The sequence below is a fragment of the Paenibacillus thailandensis genome, assembly GCF_042685365.1.
Taxonomy (GTDB): domain Bacteria; phylum Bacillota; class Bacilli; order Paenibacillales; family Paenibacillaceae; genus Paenibacillus_AP; species Paenibacillus_AP thailandensis.
In genome coordinates this window covers 238,944-258,923 of sequence record NZ_JBHUMY010000016.1, presented here as the reverse complement: position 1 = coordinate 258,923, position 19,980 = coordinate 238,944, and the positions used below count along the sequence as shown (strand labels likewise).

21 protein-coding genes are annotated in these 19,980 nt (G+C 56.1%); 12 read left to right on the top strand and 9 right to left on the bottom strand.

What is annotated here, in order from left to right; translation table 11 throughout:
- The first annotated feature begins 2 nt into the window (after nucleotides 1–2).
- Both fsa and ACFSW5_RS16225 read left to right on the top strand, forming a co-directional pair.
- Nucleotides 3–668, top strand: coding sequence for a fructose-6-phosphate aldolase (gene fsa / locus ACFSW5_RS16230; RefSeq protein ID WP_379275110.1), 666 nt, complete (start codon nucleotides 3–5; stop codon nucleotides 666–668).
- 193 nt (nucleotides 669–861) lie between these two features.
- Nucleotides 862–1,419 (top strand): GNAT family N-acetyltransferase, encoded by a 558-nt coding sequence (locus tag ACFSW5_RS16225; RefSeq protein ID WP_379275107.1) that lies wholly within the window; start codon nucleotides 862–864, stop codon nucleotides 1,417–1,419.
- A gap of 80 nt (nucleotides 1,420–1,499) precedes the next feature.
- On the opposite strand, the gene ACFSW5_RS16220 is transcribed toward ACFSW5_RS16225, so the two are convergent.
- Both ACFSW5_RS16220 and ACFSW5_RS16215 read right to left on the bottom strand, forming a co-directional pair.
- The gene (locus ACFSW5_RS16220; protein ID WP_379275105.1) at nucleotides 1,500–2,405 is read right to left on the bottom strand and encodes an aldo/keto reductase; all 906 of its coding nucleotides are present in this window, start codon (nucleotides 2,403–2,405) and stop codon (nucleotides 1,500–1,502) included.
- Between the two features lie 168 nt (nucleotides 2,406–2,573).
- Nucleotides 2,574–2,966: a GNAT family N-acetyltransferase gene (locus ACFSW5_RS16215; RefSeq protein ID WP_379275103.1), complete on the bottom strand. Its 393-nt coding sequence runs from the start codon at nucleotides 2,964–2,966 to the stop codon at nucleotides 2,574–2,576.
- Between the two features lie 246 nt (nucleotides 2,967–3,212).
- Here ACFSW5_RS16215 and ACFSW5_RS16210 point away from each other — a divergent pair, with 246 nt between their 5' ends.
- Nucleotides 3,213–3,722 (top strand): hypothetical protein, encoded by a 510-nt coding sequence (locus tag ACFSW5_RS16210; RefSeq protein ID WP_379275100.1) that lies wholly within the window; start codon nucleotides 3,213–3,215, stop codon nucleotides 3,720–3,722.
- 337 nt (nucleotides 3,723–4,059) lie between these two features.
- On the opposite strand, the gene fabV is transcribed toward ACFSW5_RS16210, so the two are convergent.
- Together fabV and ACFSW5_RS16200 are read right to left on the bottom strand one after the other, a co-directional pair.
- Nucleotides 4,060–5,250 carry an enoyl-ACP reductase FabV gene (gene fabV, locus ACFSW5_RS16205; RefSeq protein ID WP_379275098.1) on the bottom strand — a complete coding sequence of 397 codons (1,191 nt, stop codon included), beginning with the start codon at nucleotides 5,248–5,250 and terminating at the stop codon, nucleotides 4,060–4,062.
- Between the two features lie 166 nt (nucleotides 5,251–5,416).
- Nucleotides 5,417–5,959 carry a superoxide dismutase family protein gene (locus ACFSW5_RS16200; protein ID WP_379275095.1) on the bottom strand — a complete coding sequence of 181 codons (543 nt, stop codon included), beginning with the start codon at nucleotides 5,957–5,959 and terminating at the stop codon, nucleotides 5,417–5,419.
- A gap of 412 nt (nucleotides 5,960–6,371) precedes the next feature.
- Between ACFSW5_RS16200 and ACFSW5_RS16195 the strand changes: the two genes are divergently transcribed.
- The 3 genes from ACFSW5_RS16195 to ACFSW5_RS16185 all read left to right on the top strand — a co-directional run bounded on the left by ACFSW5_RS16195 (nucleotide 6,372) and on the right by ACFSW5_RS16185 (nucleotide 9,135).
- On the top strand, nucleotides 6,372–7,427 hold the full coding sequence (locus ACFSW5_RS16195; protein WP_379275093.1) for an ABC transporter substrate-binding protein: 1,056 nt from the start codon (nucleotides 6,372–6,374) through the stop codon (nucleotides 7,425–7,427).
- Between the two features lie 167 nt (nucleotides 7,428–7,594).
- Entirely contained in the window at nucleotides 7,595–8,314 is a 720-nt protein-coding gene (locus ACFSW5_RS16190; protein ID WP_379275091.1) for an NAD(P)H-dependent oxidoreductase, read from the top strand.
- A gap of 164 nt (nucleotides 8,315–8,478) precedes the next feature.
- Nucleotides 8,479–9,135: an SGNH/GDSL hydrolase family protein gene (locus tag ACFSW5_RS16185; protein WP_379275088.1), complete on the top strand. Its 657-nt coding sequence runs from the start codon at nucleotides 8,479–8,481 to the stop codon at nucleotides 9,133–9,135.
- A 102-nt stretch (nucleotides 9,136–9,237) separates the two neighbouring features.
- On the opposite strand, the gene ACFSW5_RS16180 is transcribed toward ACFSW5_RS16185, so the two are convergent.
- The 5 genes from ACFSW5_RS16180 to ACFSW5_RS16160 all read right to left on the bottom strand — a co-directional run bounded on the left by ACFSW5_RS16180 (nucleotide 9,238) and on the right by ACFSW5_RS16160 (nucleotide 11,920).
- A complete protein-coding gene (locus ACFSW5_RS16180; RefSeq protein WP_379275085.1) occupies nucleotides 9,238–9,390 on the bottom strand; it encodes a DUF1540 domain-containing protein in 153 nt (50 codons plus the stop codon).
- Between the two features lie 237 nt (nucleotides 9,391–9,627).
- On the bottom strand, nucleotides 9,628–10,107 hold the full coding sequence (locus ACFSW5_RS16175) for a C40 family peptidase (protein ID WP_379275082.1): 480 nt from the start codon (nucleotides 10,105–10,107) through the stop codon (nucleotides 9,628–9,630).
- A gap of 161 nt (nucleotides 10,108–10,268) precedes the next feature.
- On the bottom strand, nucleotides 10,269–10,808 hold the full coding sequence (locus tag ACFSW5_RS16170; protein ID WP_379275079.1) for a chromate transporter: 540 nt from the start codon (nucleotides 10,806–10,808) through the stop codon (nucleotides 10,269–10,271).
- Nucleotides 10,796–11,434 carry a chromate transporter gene (locus ACFSW5_RS16165; RefSeq protein WP_379275077.1) on the bottom strand — a complete coding sequence of 213 codons (639 nt, stop codon included), beginning with the start codon at nucleotides 11,432–11,434 and terminating at the stop codon, nucleotides 10,796–10,798. The genes ACFSW5_RS16170 and ACFSW5_RS16165 overlap by 13 nt, the downstream gene beginning before the upstream one ends.
- A 3-nt stretch (nucleotides 11,435–11,437) precedes the next feature.
- On the bottom strand, nucleotides 11,438–11,920 hold the full coding sequence (locus ACFSW5_RS16160) for an Lrp/AsnC family transcriptional regulator (protein WP_379275075.1): 483 nt from the start codon (nucleotides 11,918–11,920) through the stop codon (nucleotides 11,438–11,440).
- A gap of 345 nt (nucleotides 11,921–12,265) precedes the next feature.
- Here ACFSW5_RS16160 and ggt point away from each other — a divergent pair, with 345 nt between their 5' ends.
- The 6 genes from ggt to ACFSW5_RS16130 all read left to right on the top strand — a co-directional run bounded on the left by ggt (nucleotide 12,266) and on the right by ACFSW5_RS16130 (nucleotide 19,914).
- The gene (ggt, locus tag ACFSW5_RS16155; protein WP_379275069.1) at nucleotides 12,266–13,846 is read left to right on the top strand and encodes a gamma-glutamyltransferase; all 1,581 of its coding nucleotides are present in this window, start codon (nucleotides 12,266–12,268) and stop codon (nucleotides 13,844–13,846) included.
- 328 nt (nucleotides 13,847–14,174) lie between these two features.
- On the top strand, nucleotides 14,175–14,978 hold the full coding sequence (locus ACFSW5_RS16150; protein WP_379275195.1) for an ABC transporter ATP-binding protein: 804 nt from the start codon (nucleotides 14,175–14,177) through the stop codon (nucleotides 14,976–14,978).
- 33 nt (nucleotides 14,979–15,011) lie between these two features.
- A complete protein-coding gene (locus ACFSW5_RS16145; protein WP_379275067.1) occupies nucleotides 15,012–15,866 on the top strand; it encodes an ABC transporter permease in 855 nt (284 codons plus the stop codon).
- Nucleotides 15,867–16,040: 174 nt separating this feature from the next.
- Nucleotides 16,041–17,369: an FAD-binding oxidoreductase gene (locus ACFSW5_RS16140; protein WP_379275065.1), complete on the top strand. Its 1,329-nt coding sequence runs from the start codon at nucleotides 16,041–16,043 to the stop codon at nucleotides 17,367–17,369.
- A 41-nt stretch (nucleotides 17,370–17,410) separates the two neighbouring features.
- Nucleotides 17,411–19,117, top strand: a complete 1,707-nt coding sequence (locus tag ACFSW5_RS16135) for a CocE/NonD family hydrolase (RefSeq protein WP_379275063.1) — start codon at nucleotides 17,411–17,413, stop codon at nucleotides 19,115–19,117.
- Nucleotides 19,075–19,914, top strand: a complete 840-nt coding sequence (locus tag ACFSW5_RS16130; RefSeq protein ID WP_379275061.1) for a cysteine hydrolase family protein — start codon at nucleotides 19,075–19,077, stop codon at nucleotides 19,912–19,914. Before ACFSW5_RS16135 ends, ACFSW5_RS16130 begins: the two co-directional genes overlap by 43 nt.
- Nucleotides 19,915–19,980 lie beyond the last annotated feature (66 nt).

The following is a 19,980-nucleotide window of genomic DNA, read 5'->3' as shown; positions in this document are numbered from 1 at the left end:
TTGTGAAATTTTTCATCGATACTGCGAATCTTGATGACATTCAAAAAGCGTACAAAATGGGCGTTCTGTCGGGCGTAACGACGAACCCTTCCCTGGTTGTCAAAGAAGGCGTTAAGTTCGAAGACCGCATCGAAGAAATTTTGAAAGCCGTGCCTGAAGTGGAATCCGTATCCGCTGAAGTTACGCCTGACGCCGTAACGGCTGAGCAAATGATCGCCGAAGCGAACGAGCTGATCAAAATCAACGGCGGCGACAAAAACATCACGATCAAGCTTCCAATGACGCTTGCCGGTCTTGAAGCTTGCCGTTACCTGACGAAAAAAGGCGTAAAAACAAACGTTACGCTGATCTTCACGGTTAACCAAGCGCTTCTGGCCGCTCGCGCGGGCGCAACTTACGTTTCGCCGTTCCTGGGCCGCCTGGACGATATCTCCGAAGACGGCGTTCAACTCGTGAGCAAAATCGCCGAGCTGTTCCGCGTTCACAGCCTGGACACGCAAATCATCGCGGCTTCCGTTCGTCACCCGGACCATGTTACTCGCGTAGCACTGGCCGGTGCGCACATCGCGACGATCCCTTACTCGGTAATCGAGCAGCTGTCGAAACATCCGCTGACGGATCAAGGCCTCGAGAAGTTCGCGAAAGACTGGGCGAAATCCGTAAAATAAGTTAGTCCCGCGGCTATGAAGCCGTGATACCGCAAAGCGCATGCCTTATAGAGGGCATGCGCTTTTTTTTGTGTGCGCCGGTGCGACCCAACGTGGTGCATTTCTGCACCACACCCAAAAGGAGCTGCTGTGTTTTAGAACGAATTATTGATGAAAGAAGGATAACCAATCTTCTTTAGAAAGGAGGGCTTTTATGTCAATTCTTCAAAGCGGTCCGCTAACGGTCAGGCCGTTAAACGAGAACGATGCCGTTCTGCTTGTTCGCTGGCTCAGCGACTCTAGGGTGCTGCAATATTACGAAGGCCGCGACCGGCCGCACGATATGGCGCTGGTCCAGGAGCATTTTTATGAATATGTCGAAGACGAGGGCGTTACGCGCTGTATTATCGAATACGACGGTCAGGCTGTCGGATACATCCAATTTTATCTTGTTGTGGAGGAAGAACGGGAGGAATACGGTTATGACGGATTTAACGGCAGTGTCTACGGAATGGATCAATTTATCGGCGAAGTCGGCTGCTGGAACAAGGGGATCGGGACGAGGTTGATTAACGAAATGGTCCGGTATCTCATCCGAGAGCGGAAAGCCGACGCCATTGTCATGGACCCGCAGGCGTGGAACGAGCGGGCGATTCATGTGTATGAGAAATGCGGTTTCGTGAAAAAGAAGCTTCTGCCGAAGCACGAATGGCATGAAGGGGAGAAGCGCGATTGCTGGCTGATGGAATATAAAGGCCTCGCCGAAACATAAAGGCCGGCCCTACGCAAATGGGCCGGCCGGCACGAGCCGTTCGGCAGGGTCGTCAGCAGTCTGACGCGCCGCACGGCTATTTAACGATGCTGCTCGTAGCGGTTCGCTGCGCTGATTGCCCGGATCGCTTCGACCTCTTCCTGCGTCAGCGCCGGAAGGTCCGCCGCCTCGATATTGCGGAGCAATTGGCTAAGCGAGCTTGCTCCGGGAATCGTTACGGCAACGGCCGGATCGGCCAGCGCATAACGGATGGCGAGCTGCGACAGGCTTCGTTCTCCCCTCAGCTCGTTCAGCCGGTTGTAGATGTCCGTCAGCTGCTCGCGGGACGTGCCCAAATAGTCTTGAGGCATTTTGGCAACACCGTTGTCCGTCAGTATTCCTTTCGCTACCGGACCGCGGGCAATCAAGCTGATGCCGCTCGCCGCAAGCAGCGGAAGGACGGTTTCTTCGGGACGCCGGTCCACAATGCTGTATTGGCTCATGACCGACACAATGCCGGAACGCTTCGCATATTCGCGAATGACGTTCGGCCGGATGGAGGAGATGCCGTAATAGCGGATAACGCCCTCCTGCTTCAGCTCCTCGAACGCTTCGATCGTTTCGTCGATCGGATCGTCCAGCGTGCCGCCATGCAGTTGATAAAGATCGATATAATCGGTTTGGAGCCGCTTCAGGCTGCCTTTTACCGACTCTTTGATGTATGCCTTCGAAGGATCCCATACCCAGCCGTCTTGTCCCGGGATACGCCGGTTGCCGACCTTGGTCGCCAGGATAACGTCCGCCCGACGGCCGCGTACCGCTTCCCCGACGATTTCTTCGTTCAGCCCGTTGTCGTACAAATCCGCCGTATCCAAAAAGTTGACGCCCTTCTCCAAAGCCTCGTGCACAAGCGATACCGCTTTGGCTTTGTCCGTGCCGAGCGACATGCATCCGAGTCCGATTTCGCTGACGTATAGCTCCGATTGCCCCAGCCGGTTTCGTTTCATCGTATCTCCTCTTTTCCATAAGACATCGGCTTTCGAAGCAAAGCTTCAGGCCGCTCAGCCTCGAAAGACTTCGATAGAAGTTTTTCTTATTATACTATAAACCCGCTTTCTTCCAATCCCATGCAGAGGAATTAACCGTTTGTCCGAGCGGACGGAGGCTTGCTTGCGTTATTTTGAGCGGGGAATAAGAAACGCCTTGTCGCTCTTCTCAAAACCGATGAGGGGATAATAGTCCATCGCGCTTGGCGCCGAAAGAAGCAGCAGGGACACCTCGTCCCCCAGCCGGCCGCGCAGCCGCGTGACGAGCTCCTTGCCGATTCCTTTCTTCTGATATTCCTTCCGTACCGCCAAATCCGACAAGTAGCAGCAATAAGCGAAATCGGTAACCGCTCTTGCGATGCCGATCAGCCGTCCGCCGTCCCAGGCGGTGACGGTCAGGTCCGCATGGTCGATCATGCGCTGAATCCGTTCCGGATCGTCTACGGGGCGCTTAATGCCGGAGCTTCTGAATACCTCGGCTACCTCCTGCGCGGTTAATGCAGCATCTACTTTGTATTCCATACGACGATCATCGCCTTTCCGCTATAAGATAGACCCTATTGTAAGGCCATGCCATCCCCTTGGCAATATGTATCCGGCGGATGCAATCCCGCTGTCCGCCCATGCATATCGAATTAGATGCCCAAGCCCGCAATCGGATTAAAACGTTCTGTTTCCGATTTGTAACTTAATCGGGCTTTCGTCCGTTATATTCTATAAGCAGAAGGAATACATATATAACCCACCTTGCTAAGGAGAGATGACGCAATGAGAAAATGGGTTGCGGGTGCGATCGTTGCCGCGGCATGTTTGACGACGGCCGCTTTTGCGCTTGCGGGGGGCCGCGAGTATATGCCGGTTCGGCAAACGCCGGACATGAAGACGGGATTTATCGAGCGGGTGGCCGCCGAAGACGGCCGTTACGTTCTGACGATAGACGAAATCAAGTGGTACGAAGGGGAAGAGGCGGCGAAGATCTTCCGGGAACGGGAAAGCGATTCGGGGCTTGACGCTCCCCCGGACGGTTATTACATCGTCAATGACGATTCTGCCCTTACCGAGCTGCCGATTGCCGCCGACGCGCAAGTGGTTATGCAAATCTACGACAAGACCGGCGATATAACGGAAGCGGAAACGGCGTGGGATGAGCCGGTTTCCTTGGAAACGTTCGTGCAGCAGATCAAGGCGGACAACGGCTTGCATCTCGACGATTTTCCTTATCATTTGGCGGTGAAGGACGGGCAAATCGTAAAGATCGTACAGCAGTTTATTCCGTAACAGAACCGCTTGATAGGTCATGAATCGCTTTTGTAAGTATCGGGACATATTCCGCGCAAACCCCGAATAAACATGGTAACGGGAGACGTAAATCAGCGGAAGACGAGAGGAGACGACCGGCGCGAAGGAGCATTACGATGAGATGGAGGGAGCTTGCAATGAGCGTAGAACTGCTCATTCAGCTGCTGGTGCTCGTAGTAATGATCGTCGAGCTGGCGGCGAAATCCGGCAAATCGTAACGCGTCCTCATGAACAAAAAGCCCCGCGGCTTGCCTTTACGGCAAACTGCGGGGCTTTTCCCTTTTTTTATGTTCCGGTAGATCCGAACGGCCGCCCGTTAACGCAGGTTCGGAATGTCGACGTTCGGATCGACGTCGGCATCGTAATCGACGCCTTCCGTCTCAAAGCCAAACAGCTGGAAAAACTCCTTGCGGTACGAAACGAGATCGGACAGCTCGTCGATATTTTCGGTCGTCAACTCGTCCCACGCTTTAAGGACGGCTTCCTGAATATGCGGCTGCATCTCCAGGTCGTCGATCCGGATACGGCCTTCGTCGTCGAGGCGAACCGGCTCGCCGCTATACAAATACTCGGCAAACAGGCGGTACATTTGCTCGATGCAGCCCTCGTGCACGCCTTCTTCCTTCATGATTTTGTACAGGACGGAAATATAGAGCGGCACAACCGGAATCGCCGCGCTCGATTGCGTTACAAGCGCCTTGCACACCGTAACGTAAGCGCGCCCGCCCGTTGCGCCGAGCTGTTTGTTCAGCCGCTCGGCCGTTTGCTCCAGATCGTTTTTGGCCCGGCCGATCGTGCCGTCCCAATAGACGGCGTGCGTAATTTTCGGACCGATATAGGAGTAGGCGACGGTCGTCGCGTTATCGGCTAGCACGCCTGCCTCCTGCAGCGCCTCGATCCACATTTGCCAGTCTTCGCCGCCCATGACGGCGACCGTCTGGCGGATTTCTTCTTCCGTTGCGGGCTCGATCGTCGCTTCGGATACGACGCCGGTATGGAAGTTGACCGTCTTGTTCGTATACGGCTCGCCGATCGGCTTGATGACCGAGTTGAACACTTCGCCTGTTTTCGGATGAATGCGGCGAGGGGAGGCCAGACTGTACACGATCGTATCGACCTTGCCGAATTCGGCGCGGATCACGTCGATCGTCTTTTGCTTCGTTTCATCGGAGAAAGCGTCGCCGGTGACGCTGTACGATTTCAGGCCGGCCTCCAACGCCGCCCGCTCGAACGCCGCAGAGTTGTACCATCCGGGAGACGCGGTGCGGGAGCCTTGCGCCGGCTTATGCCCGTATACGCCGATCGTATTGGCGCCTGCGCCGAAAGCGGCGACGATGCGTGAAGCGAGACCGTAGCCGGTCGAAGCTCCGATTACGAGAACGTTTTTCGGTCCGCTGATGGCTGGCCGGTTTTTCACATATTCCACTTGGCGGTTCACTTGCGCGGCACAGCCGGTCGGATGCGCCGTCGTGCAAATAAAGCCGCGGGTTTTTGGTTTGATGATCATAATCCAGATGTTCCTTTCCTTATTCGAGTGAGTAGTGTCGAAGTTCTTCGATGGTCACGAATGCCTACCCTATTTTACCACACTCGCCGAATGCGGACAGCAAAGAAAGGACAAATCGTACGTAAAAAAACAGCCGGGAAACGGCTGTTTGATTGTATTTCTTCCCTTATTGAATCGCGCCGCATGCGATGCGGTCGCCGGAGTTGCCCGCCGGATCCGTCGCGTAGTCGTCGGCTTTGGCATGGATGACGAGCGCCGTGCCGCCTTCTTTAAGCAGCGAGTTCGGTTTGCCTTTCTCCAGCGTTACATGCGAGCTGACGATTTCCACGTTCGCTTTTCCGCTTGGAGCGATTTCCAGGTTCGGCAAATCCCCTGCGTGAAACCCTTGCGGATTTTTAAATCCATGGTGCTTGCCCGTCGGATTAAAATGCTCTCCCGCCGTCTTAAAGGCCGGCGGATCGCATTTACCCGTTTCGTGGAAATGGATGCCGTGCGTGCCGGGAGGAAGATTCTCGACCGCAACATGAATATGAACGCCGTCCTGGCGCTCGGTCAGCTCAGCGGTTCCGACCGTCTCGCCTTTAGCGTTAATGATATTGACGGAGACGGAAGGGGTCTTCTCTCCGGATTCGGCTGCAGCGGTTATGTTTGCTCCGCCAAGCGTCCATGCGGCTGCGCCGAAGCATGCAAGCATAACGAGTTTTTTCATGATTGAATATCCTCCATCGTAAACGATTTGCGAACGGCGCTTTCGCAGGAAGGCCGCGCCGTTCATCTTGAAGCTTTTCATAGCATTTACCAATTTCGGAAAATCATTCGCCTAATCAGGCGGAGTCCGGAAATGGCTTGCTTCTATTGAACTGCCACCTATGTAACATATAATGTAATATATGCGGCAAACATTTTTATGCTTTATGCACAACTCCCATTCGTTTTGTTGGTTTTTCTACTAAAATATAAGGCTATTCAACTAAGGTAGGCTTTCATTTTTGATCGTTTATGTTTATATATTACGTTAAAAGGCACGAAAATTAACACGATCGTTCCTTTTAGTCGAAAAGAGGGGTCGTCATCGCTGCCTAAGCAAAGACTATTCAAAGAGAAGGATAGGGTGAGGGAAAATGAGTAAAGGGAACCGTCGCAAGCTTACCAATCGATTTGCATTCATTTCCGTGCTGCTCTTCACCATGCTGATTTCCGCATGCGGAAGCGGCGCCGGCGGGAACGGCGCTTCGTCAAGCGCAAGCCCGGCGGACGGCCAGGCGGCCGAAAGCGGCGCTCCCGCGGAGCTGGCCAAAGTAACGCAAGTGACGAACTGGTTCGCCGAGGCGGAGCACGGCGGCCAATATACGGCTTTGGATAAAGGCTTTTATAAGGAAGCGGGGCTCGACATGACCATTACGCCGGGAGGCCCGCAGGTATCGGCGGTTCAGATCGTAGCTTCCGGCAAAGCCGAATTCGGTATGGACCAGGCGGATGCGATCCTGCAGGCGCGCGAGCAGGGCATTCCGATCGTCGCGATCGCGGCAACGTTCCAGAAGAACCCTCAGGTGCTGATCTACCATAAGGAAGACAGCATTACCGGGTTCGGCGACTTGAACGGGCATCAGGTCTTTACCGCTTCGGGATCTTCCTATTGGGAATATATCAAAAAAGCGTATAAGCTCGATAAAGTGAAGGAAATGGCTTATACCGGCTCGCTGGCGATGTTCATGGAAGATAAAACGGCATTGACGCAAGGCTACGTAACGAGCGAACCGTATGCATTGGCGAAGGAAGGTGTCGACGTCGGTTACTTGCTCATTCACGATTCCGGTTACCAGCCTTACGCGAACGTATTGTTTACGACGGAGGACATGATCCAAAACAAGCCGGAGCTGGTCCGTAAGTTCGTCGAGGCAAGCGTGAAAGGCTGGGATTATTACAAGGATCATTACGAAGAGATGAACCCCGAAATCCAGAAGCGGAATCCGGACATGACGCTGGAGCAGATGAAATACAGCGCCGAGACGCAAGTCGATTTCGTATACGGCGGAGACGCGGCGACGATGGGCGTCGGCGCGATGACTGCGGAGCGCTGGGAGAAGCTGGCGGATCAAATGAAGGATCTCGGCTTGATCAGCCAGGATTTTGACGTAAGCAAGGCGTATACGGCGGAATTCCTGCCGGGGAAATAAGCGGAAGCGTCGGAACGGATACGGCGGCCGGAACGCGGATAAAAGGATATCCGCCCCGGCCGTTTGTTCGCATTTATGAACGTAGGGTCCTTTTGACAGGGATGGCGAAGCCGTAACGGCTTGGTCTTCGGCTGCTTGATTCAAACGAAAGAAAGGGGAAGGAAGCGTTGGCGAAACTGTTGGTCGTGTATTATAGCGCATACGGGCATGTATATGAAATGGCCAAGGCGGTATGCGCGGGTGCGGCGGGCTTGGAGGGCACGGAAGCAAGAATGGTGCGGGTGCCGGAGCCGATCGCCGAAGGGAACATTACGGCTTATTTGGACCGGGATGCCCGGCCGGGAAAAGGTGGCGCCGGCACGCAAGCTTCCGGATTGGGAGAGCGGTTCAAGCTCGTCGACCGGTTCGCCAAATACGAGGCGGCGCGGGAGGCGCAAAAAGACGTGCCGATCGCCGCGCTCGACGATTTGCGCTGGGCGGACGGGATCGTCTGGGGGTTTCCGACTTATTACGGCATGATGCCGGCGCAAATGAAGCTGTTTCTCGATTTTGCCGGGGAGCTGTGCGCCGGCGGCGAGCTGGAGGGCAAACCGGCCGGCGTCTTTACGAGCGCCGGCTCCATCCATACCGGCCATGAGGCGGCCGTCTTGACGGCTATCGTTCCGCTTTTGCATTTCGGCATGCTGTTCGTCGGATTGCCTTACTCCGAGAATCCGGAATATTTAACGGCCGACGGCATCGGATCCTCGCCTTACGGGCCTTCCACGCTTGCGGGCCCGGACAGCTCGCGTTCTCCCGACGAACGGGAGCTGGTCATGGCGGGGCGGCTGGGCGCGCGAGTCGCTTCGATTGCAGCTGCCGTAGCGCCGCTTCGCCGGCAGCGCTGAACGGCTGAGAAAGCTCCCGTTTCGGGAGCTTTTGTTCGCTTCGGCCGCTCCTCCTGGATTGGCCTCGATACTCATGCAAAAAAACGGATTGATTATCCGTTCCGATAAAGGTTTAATGAAGAAGATGGCAAAATTAAACTCGTCATAGGCATGAGGAGGAACGGATGATGGCTGACAAGCATCTCGTATTGTTTCAAGGGGATTCGATTACGGACGGCGGCAGATACCGCGAAGATCCGGAGAACCGCGATCTGGGGCACAGCTATGCTTATTTGATCGCGGCCAAGCTTGGCGTCGAGCTGGCGGATAAGCGTCCGCGCTTCGTGAACCGCGGCATAAGCGGGGACCGGGTGTCCGATCTGTACGCGCGGTGGAACGAAGACGTGCTGTACTTTAAACCGACGCTGCTCAGCATCTTGATCGGGGTCAACGACGCATGGCGCATCATGAACGGCTTGCCAACCGGAGCCGCGGACCGTTTCGAGAGCGCTTACCGGCATTTGCTGGAGGAGACGAAAGACAAGCTGCCCGAGACCGCGCTTGTGCTGGTCGAGCCGTTTATTCTGAATGTCGGCGCTCCTTCGCAGAACTGGCCGGCCTGGCAGGATAAGCTTGCCAAGTATCAGAGCGTCGTCCGCGGGCTTGCGGCTGAATTCGGCGCCGTATTCGTGCCGGTGCAGCAGCAGCTGAACGAAGCTTGCGTCGTCGCGGACGCTTCGTATTGGCTTTACGACGGCGTGCATCCGACGGCGGCCGGCCACCAGCTGATCGCGAACCAATGGCTGAAAGCGGTTCAAGCAAGCCCTTGCGCCATTCGATAAAAAGCATCAAAAAATGCTTGATAACAATTATCATTATTGGTAAAATAAAAAGAAAAGAAGGAATCGTGCATGATTCCTTCCCTTCCGTACAGAACTTTTTACTTATTTCGATTCAAACGTTTTGCAGTCGGTTTCGGCGGAATTGGCGGCCTCTTGCGAGGAGCGGTTGACGATGTAAATCGTCTCGGCGCCGCAGCGGTTGTCGCCGGCCCAATGAACGCACGAATTGACTTCGCACAATACGTCTTTGGCCATTACGGACTCACCTCCCGAAGATGGATTGTGACACAAATCGCTTGCTTGACCAAGGTGGCACTTGTTCAGCTGCATCGACCCTCTTTATGCTGAAAGAGGGTATTTGTGTTTGTCCAGACATCTTCAGCATAACAGATTGATATAGGCGGCGCAACGGGAGCGGGGCAACGCGGGCAAAAAAATAGAGATGGAAGAGGGAGCGTCCTCTTTCATCTCTATTTGCGTTTTCGTCCCGTTCTACAGCACTCGGCGGGCCGTTACGTACGTTTTGGTCCAATAGGAAGAATCCAGGTCGGAGAACGTAACCCCTTTGCTGCTGGAGCTGTGCAAAATTTTGTCGTTCCCGGCGTAGATCGCAACGTGGCTGATGGTGGAGCCGCTCGTCCGGAAAAATACGAGATCTCCGGTGCTGAGCTCGCCTTTCGGAACCTTCGTTCCGTAATAGGATTGGGATTTCGCCGTACGAGGCAGCGATACGTCAAACATGCCGAATATAAATTGCGTAAACGAAGAGCAGTCGAAGGCGTAGGTCACGCCGGCCGGCGCTCCGTATGAGTAAGGGGTTCCCAAATAATTTTGTCCCGTGCTGACCAGCTTCAGCGATTCCGGGGTTGCTGCATGGACTTGCGTATTCGAACCGAAGGCGAATGCCGAAAAGCCAATTGCTGCACAGAGGCTTAATTTTGCTACATGTTTCAGAAATTTGTTTTTCCGCATATTCTCAAGTTGCTCCTTCGCATTTATGTAGTCGAATTTTTCGTTAAACCAAGTATAACATATGGAAAAAAGGCGCTTTTTGCCGTATTAGAGCGAAAAGCGCCTTCCTTCAAAGGTCGGAATGCTTTATGAGAATAAAATGAAAAATCGTTCATAATCGCTTAAATAAAATGAGACAAAACGGCTCCCCCGTATACGAAGGCGATGCAAATGACGATGGCGGGATGAATTTTGCGCCTTTCCATCAACCAATACGCGGCGGCGGCGATGCCAAGCGATTGCCAGATGCCGATCGACCCGACCGATTCGGCTCCGAGCTGCCAGACCAGCAGCGCCATCATGACCGCGATGACGGGCTGAACGAGCAGCGTAAGCCCTTTGACGACGGGAGACGTTCGATGCTTTTGCAGCAGCTTGACGAGCAGGACAAGCGCGACGGCCGACGGCACGACGGTGGCGGCCAGGGCGATGACGCTTCCCGCGATTCCCAGCACGTCATAGCCGACAAAGGCGGCGACTTTCGTCGCGATCGGTCCGGGCAGCGTGTTGCCAAGCGCGATAATATTGGAAAACTCGGAATCGGTCGCCCAGCGGTTATGGGTTACGATCTCTTGGTACATAAGGGGAATGGAGGCGGGACCGCCCCCGTAGCCCAGCACGTTCGACAGAAAAAATCCGAGCAGCAGATTCAGCCATTCCATGTTTTGTAATCCCCGCCTTCCTGCCTGACGGCGCGTCTTCTGTTTTTACGCTCCTTCAGGCGGTCGACCACCTTGAAGTGAACGGCCCCGTATGCCAAAAAGGCGACGATGACGACGGCGGCGTGCACGCCGAGAAGCTGCAGCAGTCCGAACGCGGCGGCGAACAAGGCGATGCCAAGCCATTTTCCCAAACCTTTCACGGCTCTTTCGCCAAACTCGTAGGCCATCACGCCGATCATGACGGCGATTACGGGCACGACGGCCGCGATCATGCCTTGCACGACTGCGGACGAGCTAAGCCATTGCACGATCGACATTAACGCGATCATGGCGGCGGCGGACGGAAGGATGTGGGCGATGACGGCGAAGCAAGCTCCCGCGGCACCCCGCGTGCGGTAGCCGAGGTAGGCGGCCATCTTGGTGGCGATCGGACCCGGCAAAGCGTTGGCGATCGCCAATATTTCGGCAAACTCCTCGTCCTCTACCCAGCGGTAATGAGTAACGGCTTCGTAGCGGATAAGCGGGATGACGGAAGGACCCCCGCCGTAGCCGATGACGCCCGTTTTGGCCATCGCCCAGCCGATGTCCCGGTATTTGGCCGTTTCCCGTTGTTGTCGTTCCTCCATAAGCTACAGCCTCATTCCCATCCGGCTCTTGTAGCGGGTAATCAGCACCTGACAGTCCACGCTCGTAACGCCTGGCATTTTATACAGCTTTTCCTTCAAAAAAACTTCCATTTCGTGATTGCTTTTGAACAAGCCGTGCATATGCAGCTTGCTGGGGCCGCTCATATGGTACAGGCTCGTCACGAACGGGTCTTCCGCCAGCTTGTCGGCGACCTCGTGCAAATGCTTGGGCTCGACTTCCACATTAAAGAAAGCGGACACGTTGATGCCGATTTTCTCCGGATTGATGACGGCCGTAAACCGCTCGATGACTCCGTTCTCCATCAAGGCATTGATTCTGGCCTGAACCGCGACTCTGGAAAGTCCGATGTCTTTGGCAAGATCGGTGTAAGATATTCTGCCGTTTTTGTTTAACGCTTGAATGATTTTTCGGTCGATATCGTCGATTTCGAAAATTTGCGGTTCGGCATTTGGTTTCTGGTTCATCGTTTCGGCACTCCTTTAGATCATTTTACCCCCGATTTTTATGGGCATGAAAAGCCGGTTCTTCATCCGGGTCCCTCCGACGCATAGTCACCGTAAGAGGCTTCGCATGCGATTTGAATATTAAATGAATCGTTTGGTTTCCTTATGTAGCTAATATACGACCAAACATAACGATTTTCAATATATAAAATGTTTTTCGTTACGTTTTTCGATTTTTTAGTTGCGGATTGCAGAAGGTCGTGTTATTTTAAAACAAACGTATGTCATATTTTATGACATGGATATAAGCGGCGGCTTTCGCCGTCTTGTTCAAATGGATAAAACATCATCGGGGAGCGTGTGAAAATGGGCAAATCTGTAATCGGAACCGAAGCGATGGTCGTTAGCCCGCATTACCTGGCTTCGGCGGCGGGCGCGCGGATGCTGGAAAGAGGAGGCAACGCTTACGATGCCGCCGTAGCCGTGAGCGCATGCTTGGCGGTCGTCTACCCGCATATGACCGGCGTGGGGGGAGATTCGTTCTGGCTGTCCTGCAAGAGCGGGGAAGGACGGGTAAGAGGCTACAACGCAAGCGGAAGATCGGGATATAAGGCGACGATGGAAGCCTTTGCCGAAGAAGGAGCCATTCCGGTGCGCGGCGCGCGCAGCGCCGTTACCGTGCCCGGCATGGCGGACGGCTGGCTTGCCCTGCACGGCGAATACGGCAAGCTGGAACTCGCGGAGGTGCTGGAGCCCGCCATCGGCTACGCGGAACGGGGATATCCGATGTCGCCGGACCAATACCGGAATACGGTTCAATATCAATCGATGCTGGAGCGGGACCCGACGGCGGCGTCCATCTACGTCCCCGGCGGAGCTCCGGTGAAGCCCGGCGGGAAGTTCAAGCAGACGATGCTCGCCGCCACGCTTCGGGGCATTGCGAAAGGCGGCCGGGACTATTTTTATAAAGGCGAAGCGGCACGGGAGATTACGCGGTATTTGGGCGAAAGAGGCGGTCTGTTGTGCATGGACGACTTCGCCGACCACCGCGGAGACTGGGTGGAGCCGGTCAAGGGGGAGTACCGCGGCCACGACATTTACCAGATGCCGCCCAATTCGCAAGGCTTCGCGGGCATTATGGCGCTTCAAATATTGGACCGGTTCGACCTCGGCCGCATTCCGCACGGCTCGTACGAGTATTATCATTTGCTGATCGAAGCGCTTAAGCTCAGCTTTCGCGACCGCAACGCGTATTTGACCGATCCGGCGTTCGCCCATATCCCGCTCGATAAGCTGTTAAGCCGGGAATACGCGGCGGAGCTTGCGCAGACGATCGATATGGGCGCCGCGCTCGATATGTCCAGTCCTTCCGTCGGCAGCGACACGGCGTACGCGGCGGTTGTCGACAAGGACGGCAACGCCGTCTCTTTCATCCAAAGCCTTTATTTCGAATTCGGTTCGGGCGTGGCCGCCGGCGCGACCGGCGTGCTGCTCCAGAACCGCGGATCGTTTTTTTCGCTGGACCCGAATCATGTCAACCGCCTTATGCCCCGCAAGCGAACGTTCCATACGCTAATGCCGGCGATGGCGCTGCGCGAGGGGCGTCCCGCCTATTTGTACGGAACGCAAGGGGGAGAGGGGCAGCCGCAGACGCAGGCCGCGATCCTAACGCGGATGATCGATTACGGCATGGATCCGCAGCAAGCGATCGACGAGCCGCGTTTTGTATGGGGACGGACTTGGGGGGCTCCGACGATGGAGCTGAAGCTGGAGAGCCGTATCGGCGAAGAGGCGGCGGCAAAGCTCGCCCAAGCCGGCCATCTTGTGCGCCGCGTCGGCGCCTTTGACGGGATTGTCGGACACGCGCACGCGATTGCCGTCGACGGACAAGGCTTTCTGAGCGGGGGAACCGACCCGAGATGCGACGGAGCGGCTATCGGCTGGTAAAATCGGTTCGCGAATGTAACATAACTTAACGCAATTTAACATGGGAAAGCCGATCTAAACGAGCTTCTTTATGAAAAATGCTAAATTAGGCCGGTCTTGGTTGTGCATATGTAACATAAACTAACATATATTCGTTGACGTACCATAACGAGGACCGATATACTCGGCTTAAAGAAACGGCGGATTGGCGCGAATAATCGATAAGGATTTATGTATTGTTCGATTATGATTTGTTTTTCTTTTTATATCGCAATCTGGATTGAGGAGTATTACTTGTGTCAGTTCATCTGACATCAATGAACCCGAAAGGTGGCGGAGCTCCATGAGTATGTTAACGGCAAACGAGCGAAACCTGGCGGACAAAGCCGCGGGCGGCGCCAAGCTGCTGGTCGATCTGAAAAACGTCGGCAAGGTGTATCCAAACGGGACGATAGCGGTTCAAAATGCGAATCTCGAGGTGACGGAAGGCGAGTTTCTGTGCTTCGTCGGGCCGTCGGGCTGCGGGAAATCGACGATCTTCAATATGATCACGGGGCTGACGAACCATACGGAAGGCGATTTGTCCGTGCTCGGCACGACGCCTTTCCAGGCGAGGAAGCAGAACGAAATCGCGTTCGTGTTCCAGGAGCATACGCTTCTGCCGTGGACCAACCTGCTCGAGAACGTCACGCTGCCGCTGAAGCTGCGGGGCGTGCCCAAGAAGACGAGGATGGAGGAAGGAGCGCGCGTTCTGGAGCTGGTCGGGCTGAAGGATTATATGAAGGTTCTTCCGCGGCAGCTGTCCGGCGGCATGAAAATGCGCGTTTCCATCGCAAGGGCGCTAATTTCGAGGCCGAAGCTGCTGCTCATGGATGAGCCGTTCGGCGCGCTCGACGAAATTACGCGGCAAACGCTGCAGGACGAATTGCTCGGCATATGGCAGAAGGACAAGTCGATGACGGTATTGTTTATTACCCATAACGTGTTCGAAGCCGTGTTTTTGTCGACGAGGGTGGTCGTCATGACGCCGAGACCCGGCAAAATCGCCGAAATAATCGATATTCCGCATCCTTTTCCGAGGGATGAGGTGTTCCGGACTTCGCATTCTTTCAGCGATTCCGTACGCGCCGTGTCCGGCGCGCTCAAACATTAAATCTGGGGTTCACCAGGAAGGGGATTGGTATCCATGACGGAACAAGTCGTTCCATCCGCGGCGGCGGCCGTTAACCGTAGTCGGAAAAGTCTGAAAACGGGAGGCGCAGCGGCTTCCGCGTTGAAAAACGCGCTTCCTCCGATCGTCGTCTTTATTTTATTCGTCGGCGGCTGGGAGCTTATCGTAAGGCTGCTTGGCATCGCGCCGTACATTTTGCCGAAGCCGAGCGATATCGTGACCGCTGCGGCCGACAACTGGAGCAATCTGATGGTGTCCGTCGGCACGACGGTGACGGAGGCGGTAATCGGATTTATGGCAAGCGTGGTGCTCGGCATTTTGCTGGCCATTCTGCTGGCCATGAACAAGCTGGTCGAAAAAAGCATGTATCCTTACGCCATCATTCTTCAGACGATCCCGATCGTCGCCGTTGCTCCGATTATCGTCATTTGGTTCGGAGCGGGCCTTAACGCCATCGTTATCATTTCCTTTTTGATCAGCTTTTTCCCGATTCTGTCCAATACGCTGATCGGCCTCAACTCGACCGAGCAAAACATGAAAAACCTGTTCTACCTCTATAACGCCACCAAGCTTCAAACGATTATGCGCCTGCGCATTCCGGCGGCGCTGCCTTATATCGTCGCCGGCCTTAAAATCTCTTGTTCCATGTCCGTCATCGGCGCGATCGTCGGCGAATATATCGCGGGCATCGGCGGCGGCAAAGGCGGGTTAGGCTATGCGATTACGATCGCTTCGACAAGGCTTCAAACGGCTTATCTGTTCGCTTGCGGCTTGTCGGCGGCCGTGCTCGGCATCGTGTTTTTCCTGCTGATCAACCAGCTTTCCAAGTGGCTGCTCAGCTCCTGGCACGAGTCGGAGATGCGGAATTAGGGGGCGGTTTCAACCGGCTGCAAAATGGAGCGAACGCTTCCGAAGCGGCGTTTTGCTCAAATCCACGATGCGGTTCAAGCAGCCGCAAAACGGAGCGGACGCTTCCGAAGCGACGTTTTGCTCAAATCCACGATGCGGTTCAAGCAGCCGCAAAACGTTTGAGGAGGGAATTGTATGACCGGCAATTGGAAAGCAAGGCTGGCCGAGCGGCTTGACCCGGCATGCTTGCTATGGGATGAGCCTTCGCTTGCGAAATATTCGATGGATTACCACCATTTCTCCCCCGTCCTGTCGCGGGAGCTGAAGGACAAGGCGGCCGAGTGCATCGTGTCGCCCCGCAGCGAGGAGGAGCTGGATCTCGCGTTGTCGATATTGACCGATGAGCGGGTTCCGGTCACCGTGCGCGGCAACGGCACGGGCAATTACGGGCAAGCGGTGCCGCTTACGGGGGGCGCCGTATTGAACCTGGCGAACATGAACCGGGTGCTCGAGATCGGAGACGGCTACGCGGTCGTCGAGCCGGGCGCCCGGCTCGGCAAAATCGACGAAGCCGCAAGGGAGCAAGGCCAAGAAGTGCTGATTATGCCGTCGACGTTCCATACGGCGTCCATCGGCGGTTTTATAAGCGGCGGCTTCGGAGGGATCGGCTCGATTACGTGGGGCACGATCTGGGACGGCTTCGTGGAGGAGATTACGGTTAAAACAATCGAATCCCCGCCGCAAACGTTTAAGCTGGCGGGGGACGAAATTCGTCCGTATCTGCATACGTACGGCGTCGTGGGCATTATCTCGGAGCTGCGCATCAAGCTTGCTCCGCGCGTGGAATACATGCAGTGGGCCATTACGTTCGAGGATTGGGAGAACGCTGTCCGTTTCGGCATGGAGCTTGCGCAGGACGATTCGGTCAAGAAACGTCTCGTGTCCGTGCACGAGGCGCCGATCGCGCAATATTTCAAAGCGCTTAAGCTGCCGCATGACCGGGCAGCCGCCCTGCTCGAGGTGGACGAAAGAGGCGAAGACGCTTTGCTTGCGTTGGCCGCGGCACGGAACGGCCGTGTGGAGCGCCGGGTGACGGCGGACAAATACCGGAAAGGGATCGGGGTTTCGGATTTTACGTGGAATCATACGACGTTATGGGCCCGTAAGGCCGATACGAGCTTGACCTACCTGCAAACGACCCATAATTGGGATACGGTGTTCGAAGAGATGGCTCTGATCAAGCGGGAATTTCCGGAAGTCATGCAGCATCTCGAGTTCAACAAACAGGCGGGCAAACTGCGCATCGCCGGACTTCCGCTGCTCCGTTACGAGTCGGACGAACGGCTGAATGCCATCATCGCCCGCTACGACGAAATCGGGGCGCCGGTAAGCAATCCGCACACCTGGGATTTGGAGGACGGCGGGCGGTCGTATACCCGCCGGAAGCTATGGGAGCTCAAGCGGGAGAACGATCCTTACCTGCTGCTGAATCAACTGAAGCTGAAGGCATATTCGCAAATATAAGGATTAACGGCCGAGGCGGCGATTGGCGGGAGGAACGGTTTATGAGGTTTGGAGATGCGATCGTAGAGAGAGGCGTCCCGTGCGTTATGCGGGACGGAGTGACTTTATACAGCGATATTTATATGCCGGTTGGGGAGGGGACTTATCCCGTTCTACTGATGCGGCAGCCTTACGGCCGGATGATCGCTTCGACGGTAAGCCATGCGCATCCGCTTTGGTATGCGCGGCACGGTTATATTGTCGTCATTCAGGATGTCAGAGGACGGGGAGATTCGGAAGGCGAATTTATCCCGTTCGTTCAAGAAGCGGAGGACGGCTACGACGCGGTGGAATGGGCGGCCGCGCTGCCGCGGTCGAACGGCCGGGTCGGCATGTACGGATTTTCCTACCAGGGGCTGACGCAGTGGGCGGCCGCCTCGCTGGCGCCGCCTTCTCTGAAGGCGATCGCCCCGAGCATGTGTCCGTCCGATCTGTACCACGGCTCGTTTTATCCTTTCGGCAGCTTCTCCATCGGCGACAAGCTGCCATGGGCGTTCCAGCTTGCGCGCGATACCGCGATGCGGGCGGGAGACACGGCGGCGGTCGAGCTGTGCAGCCAAACGATGCGCCATCCGGAGGACCGGTTGTTCCATGTTCCGGTTCTGGATAAGCATCCGGTGCTGGAGAAGTATTTCCCGGCTTATTACGAATGGTGCGAGCATACGGAATACGACGACTATTGGAAGGAACGCGACTGGACGGCAAAGTTTCTCGAGCATCCGGTTCCTGCGCTGCATATCGGCGGGTGGTACGACACGTATCTGATGGGAACGATCCGCTCGTTTGAAGCGCTGCAGTCGGCACCGGCTAAGGAAGGCATGCTTCACCGCCTTATCGTCGGTCCTTGGGCGCATATTCCTTGGGGACGGAAAGCGGGAGGCGTCGATCACGGCCCGGACGCCGACGGCAACGTTCATCTGGAGCAGCTCCGTTGGTTCGATTATTGGTTGAAGGACGACCGGACGGCCGATCAGGCCGCCGAGCCGAAGGTGAAATATTACGAGCAATACAGCGGGGAATGGGTTACGGCCGATTCGTTCCCTTCCGAGCTTGCCCCGGGGGAGTGCAGATTGTATTTGTCCGGCTCGGAGAAGCCGGCGGGCGGCGCGCTGGGAGGCGGAAGGCTGAAGGAGGCCGCCGCGGACATCGACGGCGAGGCCGTCCCGGACGTATTCGTTTACGATGCCCGGCTGCCGATGCGCACCGATTCGTTTCTGCCGGTCGACCGGAGTCCGGTTCAGGACCGTTACGAAATATTGGTTTACACGAGCCGCGAGCTCGCCGAGACGCTGCGCTTGGCCGGCTCGCCGAAGGTGAAAGCCCGCGTCCAATCGCTGGCCGGGCCAACCGATCTCGTCGCCACGCTGACGGCGCTGCTGCCGGACGGCACGGCCAGATTCCTTAGCGTCGGACGGACGGATATCGGCGGAGCAACCGGCGAAAGCAGCGAAGGCTGCGAAGGCGAATGGGAGTATGCCGAAATCACGATGCGTCCGGTTGCGGCGGCGCTTGCGCCCGGCACGCGGGTCCGGCTCGAGCTGACGGGCAGCGCGTTTCCGCTTTTCGTCCGGCATCCGAACGGCGGCGAAGCCGATAAGCATGGCGCGGGCGAAGACGGACTGAAGATCGCGGCCGTAGCGGTCGCCAGCGACGGCGGCCGTCCTTCGTGGCTGGAGCTGCCGGTTCGGCGGGATCCGCATATCAGTTGAAGAAAGAAGGGATGGACGTGCATCGGTTAGGCAATCGGAAGAACTTCTGGACTGTCTCGCGGGAAGCGGTGGATTTGCGGCGAAGAGCCGCCGAGCCGGTCCCGGTGACGATCGAGGCGGAGCCGCAGCGGCTGACGTTCGAGCTGAACGATACGGCTATTATCGTCGTCGATATGCAAAACGATTTTTGCAGCAAAGGCGGCTGGGTCGATTATATCGGCGGGGACTATGCCGTACTGCGGAAGCCGATCGAGCCGCTTAACCGGCTGCTTCCCGCTTTGCGGGCGCACGGGGTTCCGGTCGTTTGGCTCAATTGGGGCAACCGGCCCGACCGGCTGAACGTAAGCCCGTCCGTCCTGCACGTTTATAACGGAGACGGCGAAGGAAGAGGCATCGGCGATCCGCTGCCGGAGAACGGTTCCCGCGTCCTGGAGAAAGGAAGCTGGGGAGCGGCCGTCGTCGACGAGCTGCGCCGGGAGCCGGGCGACATATACGTTGACAAGTACCGGATGAGCGGCTTCTGGGATACGCATCTGGACAGCGTGCTGCGGAATATGAATATCCGTACCTTGCTGTTCGCGGGCGTCAATCTGGACCAATGCGTCATGGCGACGCTGCAGGACGCCGTCAATTCCGGCTACGACGCCATTCTGCTCGAGGATTGCGCGGCGACGAACTCGCCTTCGTATTGCGCCGACGCGGCCATTTATAACATTAAGCAATGCTACGGCTTCGTTTCGCGCTCGGAGAGGCTGCTCGATTCGTTAAGCAAGCCCTGCGGCGCCGGTGAAGCTTAACGCGGATCGTCCGCAGAACGCGGCGAGCGCGTCTCTTTCATTTAAAATGGAGAAAGGATGAGCTGC

Excerpts from the sequence above, each read along its gene's own strand:
- ACFSW5_RS16225 (WP_379275107.1), top strand. The coding sequence starts at position 862 with ATGTCAATTCTTCAAAGCGGTCCGCTAACGGTCAGGCCGTTAAACGAG.
- ACFSW5_RS16220 (WP_379275105.1), bottom strand. The coding sequence starts at position 2,405 with ATGAAACGAAACCGGCTGGGGCAATCGGAGCTATACGTCAGCGAAATC.
- ACFSW5_RS16215 (WP_379275103.1), bottom strand. The coding sequence starts at position 2,966 with ATGGAATACAAAGTAGATGCTGCATTAACCGCGCAGGAGGTAGCCGAG.
- ACFSW5_RS16210 (WP_379275100.1), top strand. The coding sequence starts at position 3,213 with ATGAGAAAATGGGTTGCGGGTGCGATCGTTGCCGCGGCATGTTTGACG.
- fabV (WP_379275098.1), bottom strand. The coding sequence starts at position 5,250 with ATGATCATCAAACCAAAAACCCGCGGCTTTATTTGCACGACGGCGCAT.
- ACFSW5_RS16200 (WP_379275095.1), bottom strand. The coding sequence starts at position 5,959 with ATGAAAAAACTCGTTATGCTTGCATGCTTCGGCGCAGCCGCATGGACG.
- ACFSW5_RS16195 (WP_379275093.1), top strand. The coding sequence starts at position 6,372 with ATGAGTAAAGGGAACCGTCGCAAGCTTACCAATCGATTTGCATTCATT.
- ACFSW5_RS16185 (WP_379275088.1), top strand. The coding sequence starts at position 8,479 with ATGATGGCTGACAAGCATCTCGTATTGTTTCAAGGGGATTCGATTACG.
- ACFSW5_RS16180 (WP_379275085.1), bottom strand. The coding sequence starts at position 9,390 with ATGGCCAAAGACGTATTGTGCGAAGTCAATTCGTGCGTTCATTGGGCC.
- ACFSW5_RS16175 (WP_379275082.1), bottom strand. The coding sequence starts at position 10,107 with ATGCGGAAAAACAAATTTCTGAAACATGTAGCAAAATTAAGCCTCTGT.
- ACFSW5_RS16170 (WP_379275079.1), bottom strand. The coding sequence starts at position 10,808 with ATGGAATGGCTGAATCTGCTGCTCGGATTTTTTCTGTCGAACGTGCTG.
- ACFSW5_RS16165 (WP_379275077.1), bottom strand. The coding sequence starts at position 11,434 with ATGGAGGAACGACAACAACGGGAAACGGCCAAATACCGGGACATCGGC.
- ACFSW5_RS16160 (WP_379275075.1), bottom strand. The coding sequence starts at position 11,920 with ATGAACCAGAAACCAAATGCCGAACCGCAAATTTTCGAAATCGACGAT.
- ggt (WP_379275069.1), top strand. The coding sequence starts at position 12,266 with ATGGGCAAATCTGTAATCGGAACCGAAGCGATGGTCGTTAGCCCGCAT.
- ACFSW5_RS16150 (WP_379275195.1), top strand. The coding sequence starts at position 14,175 with ATGTTAACGGCAAACGAGCGAAACCTGGCGGACAAAGCCGCGGGCGGC.
- ACFSW5_RS16145 (WP_379275067.1), top strand. The coding sequence starts at position 15,012 with ATGACGGAACAAGTCGTTCCATCCGCGGCGGCGGCCGTTAACCGTAGT.
- ACFSW5_RS16140 (WP_379275065.1), top strand. The coding sequence starts at position 16,041 with ATGACCGGCAATTGGAAAGCAAGGCTGGCCGAGCGGCTTGACCCGGCA.
- ACFSW5_RS16135 (WP_379275063.1), top strand. The coding sequence starts at position 17,411 with ATGAGGTTTGGAGATGCGATCGTAGAGAGAGGCGTCCCGTGCGTTATG.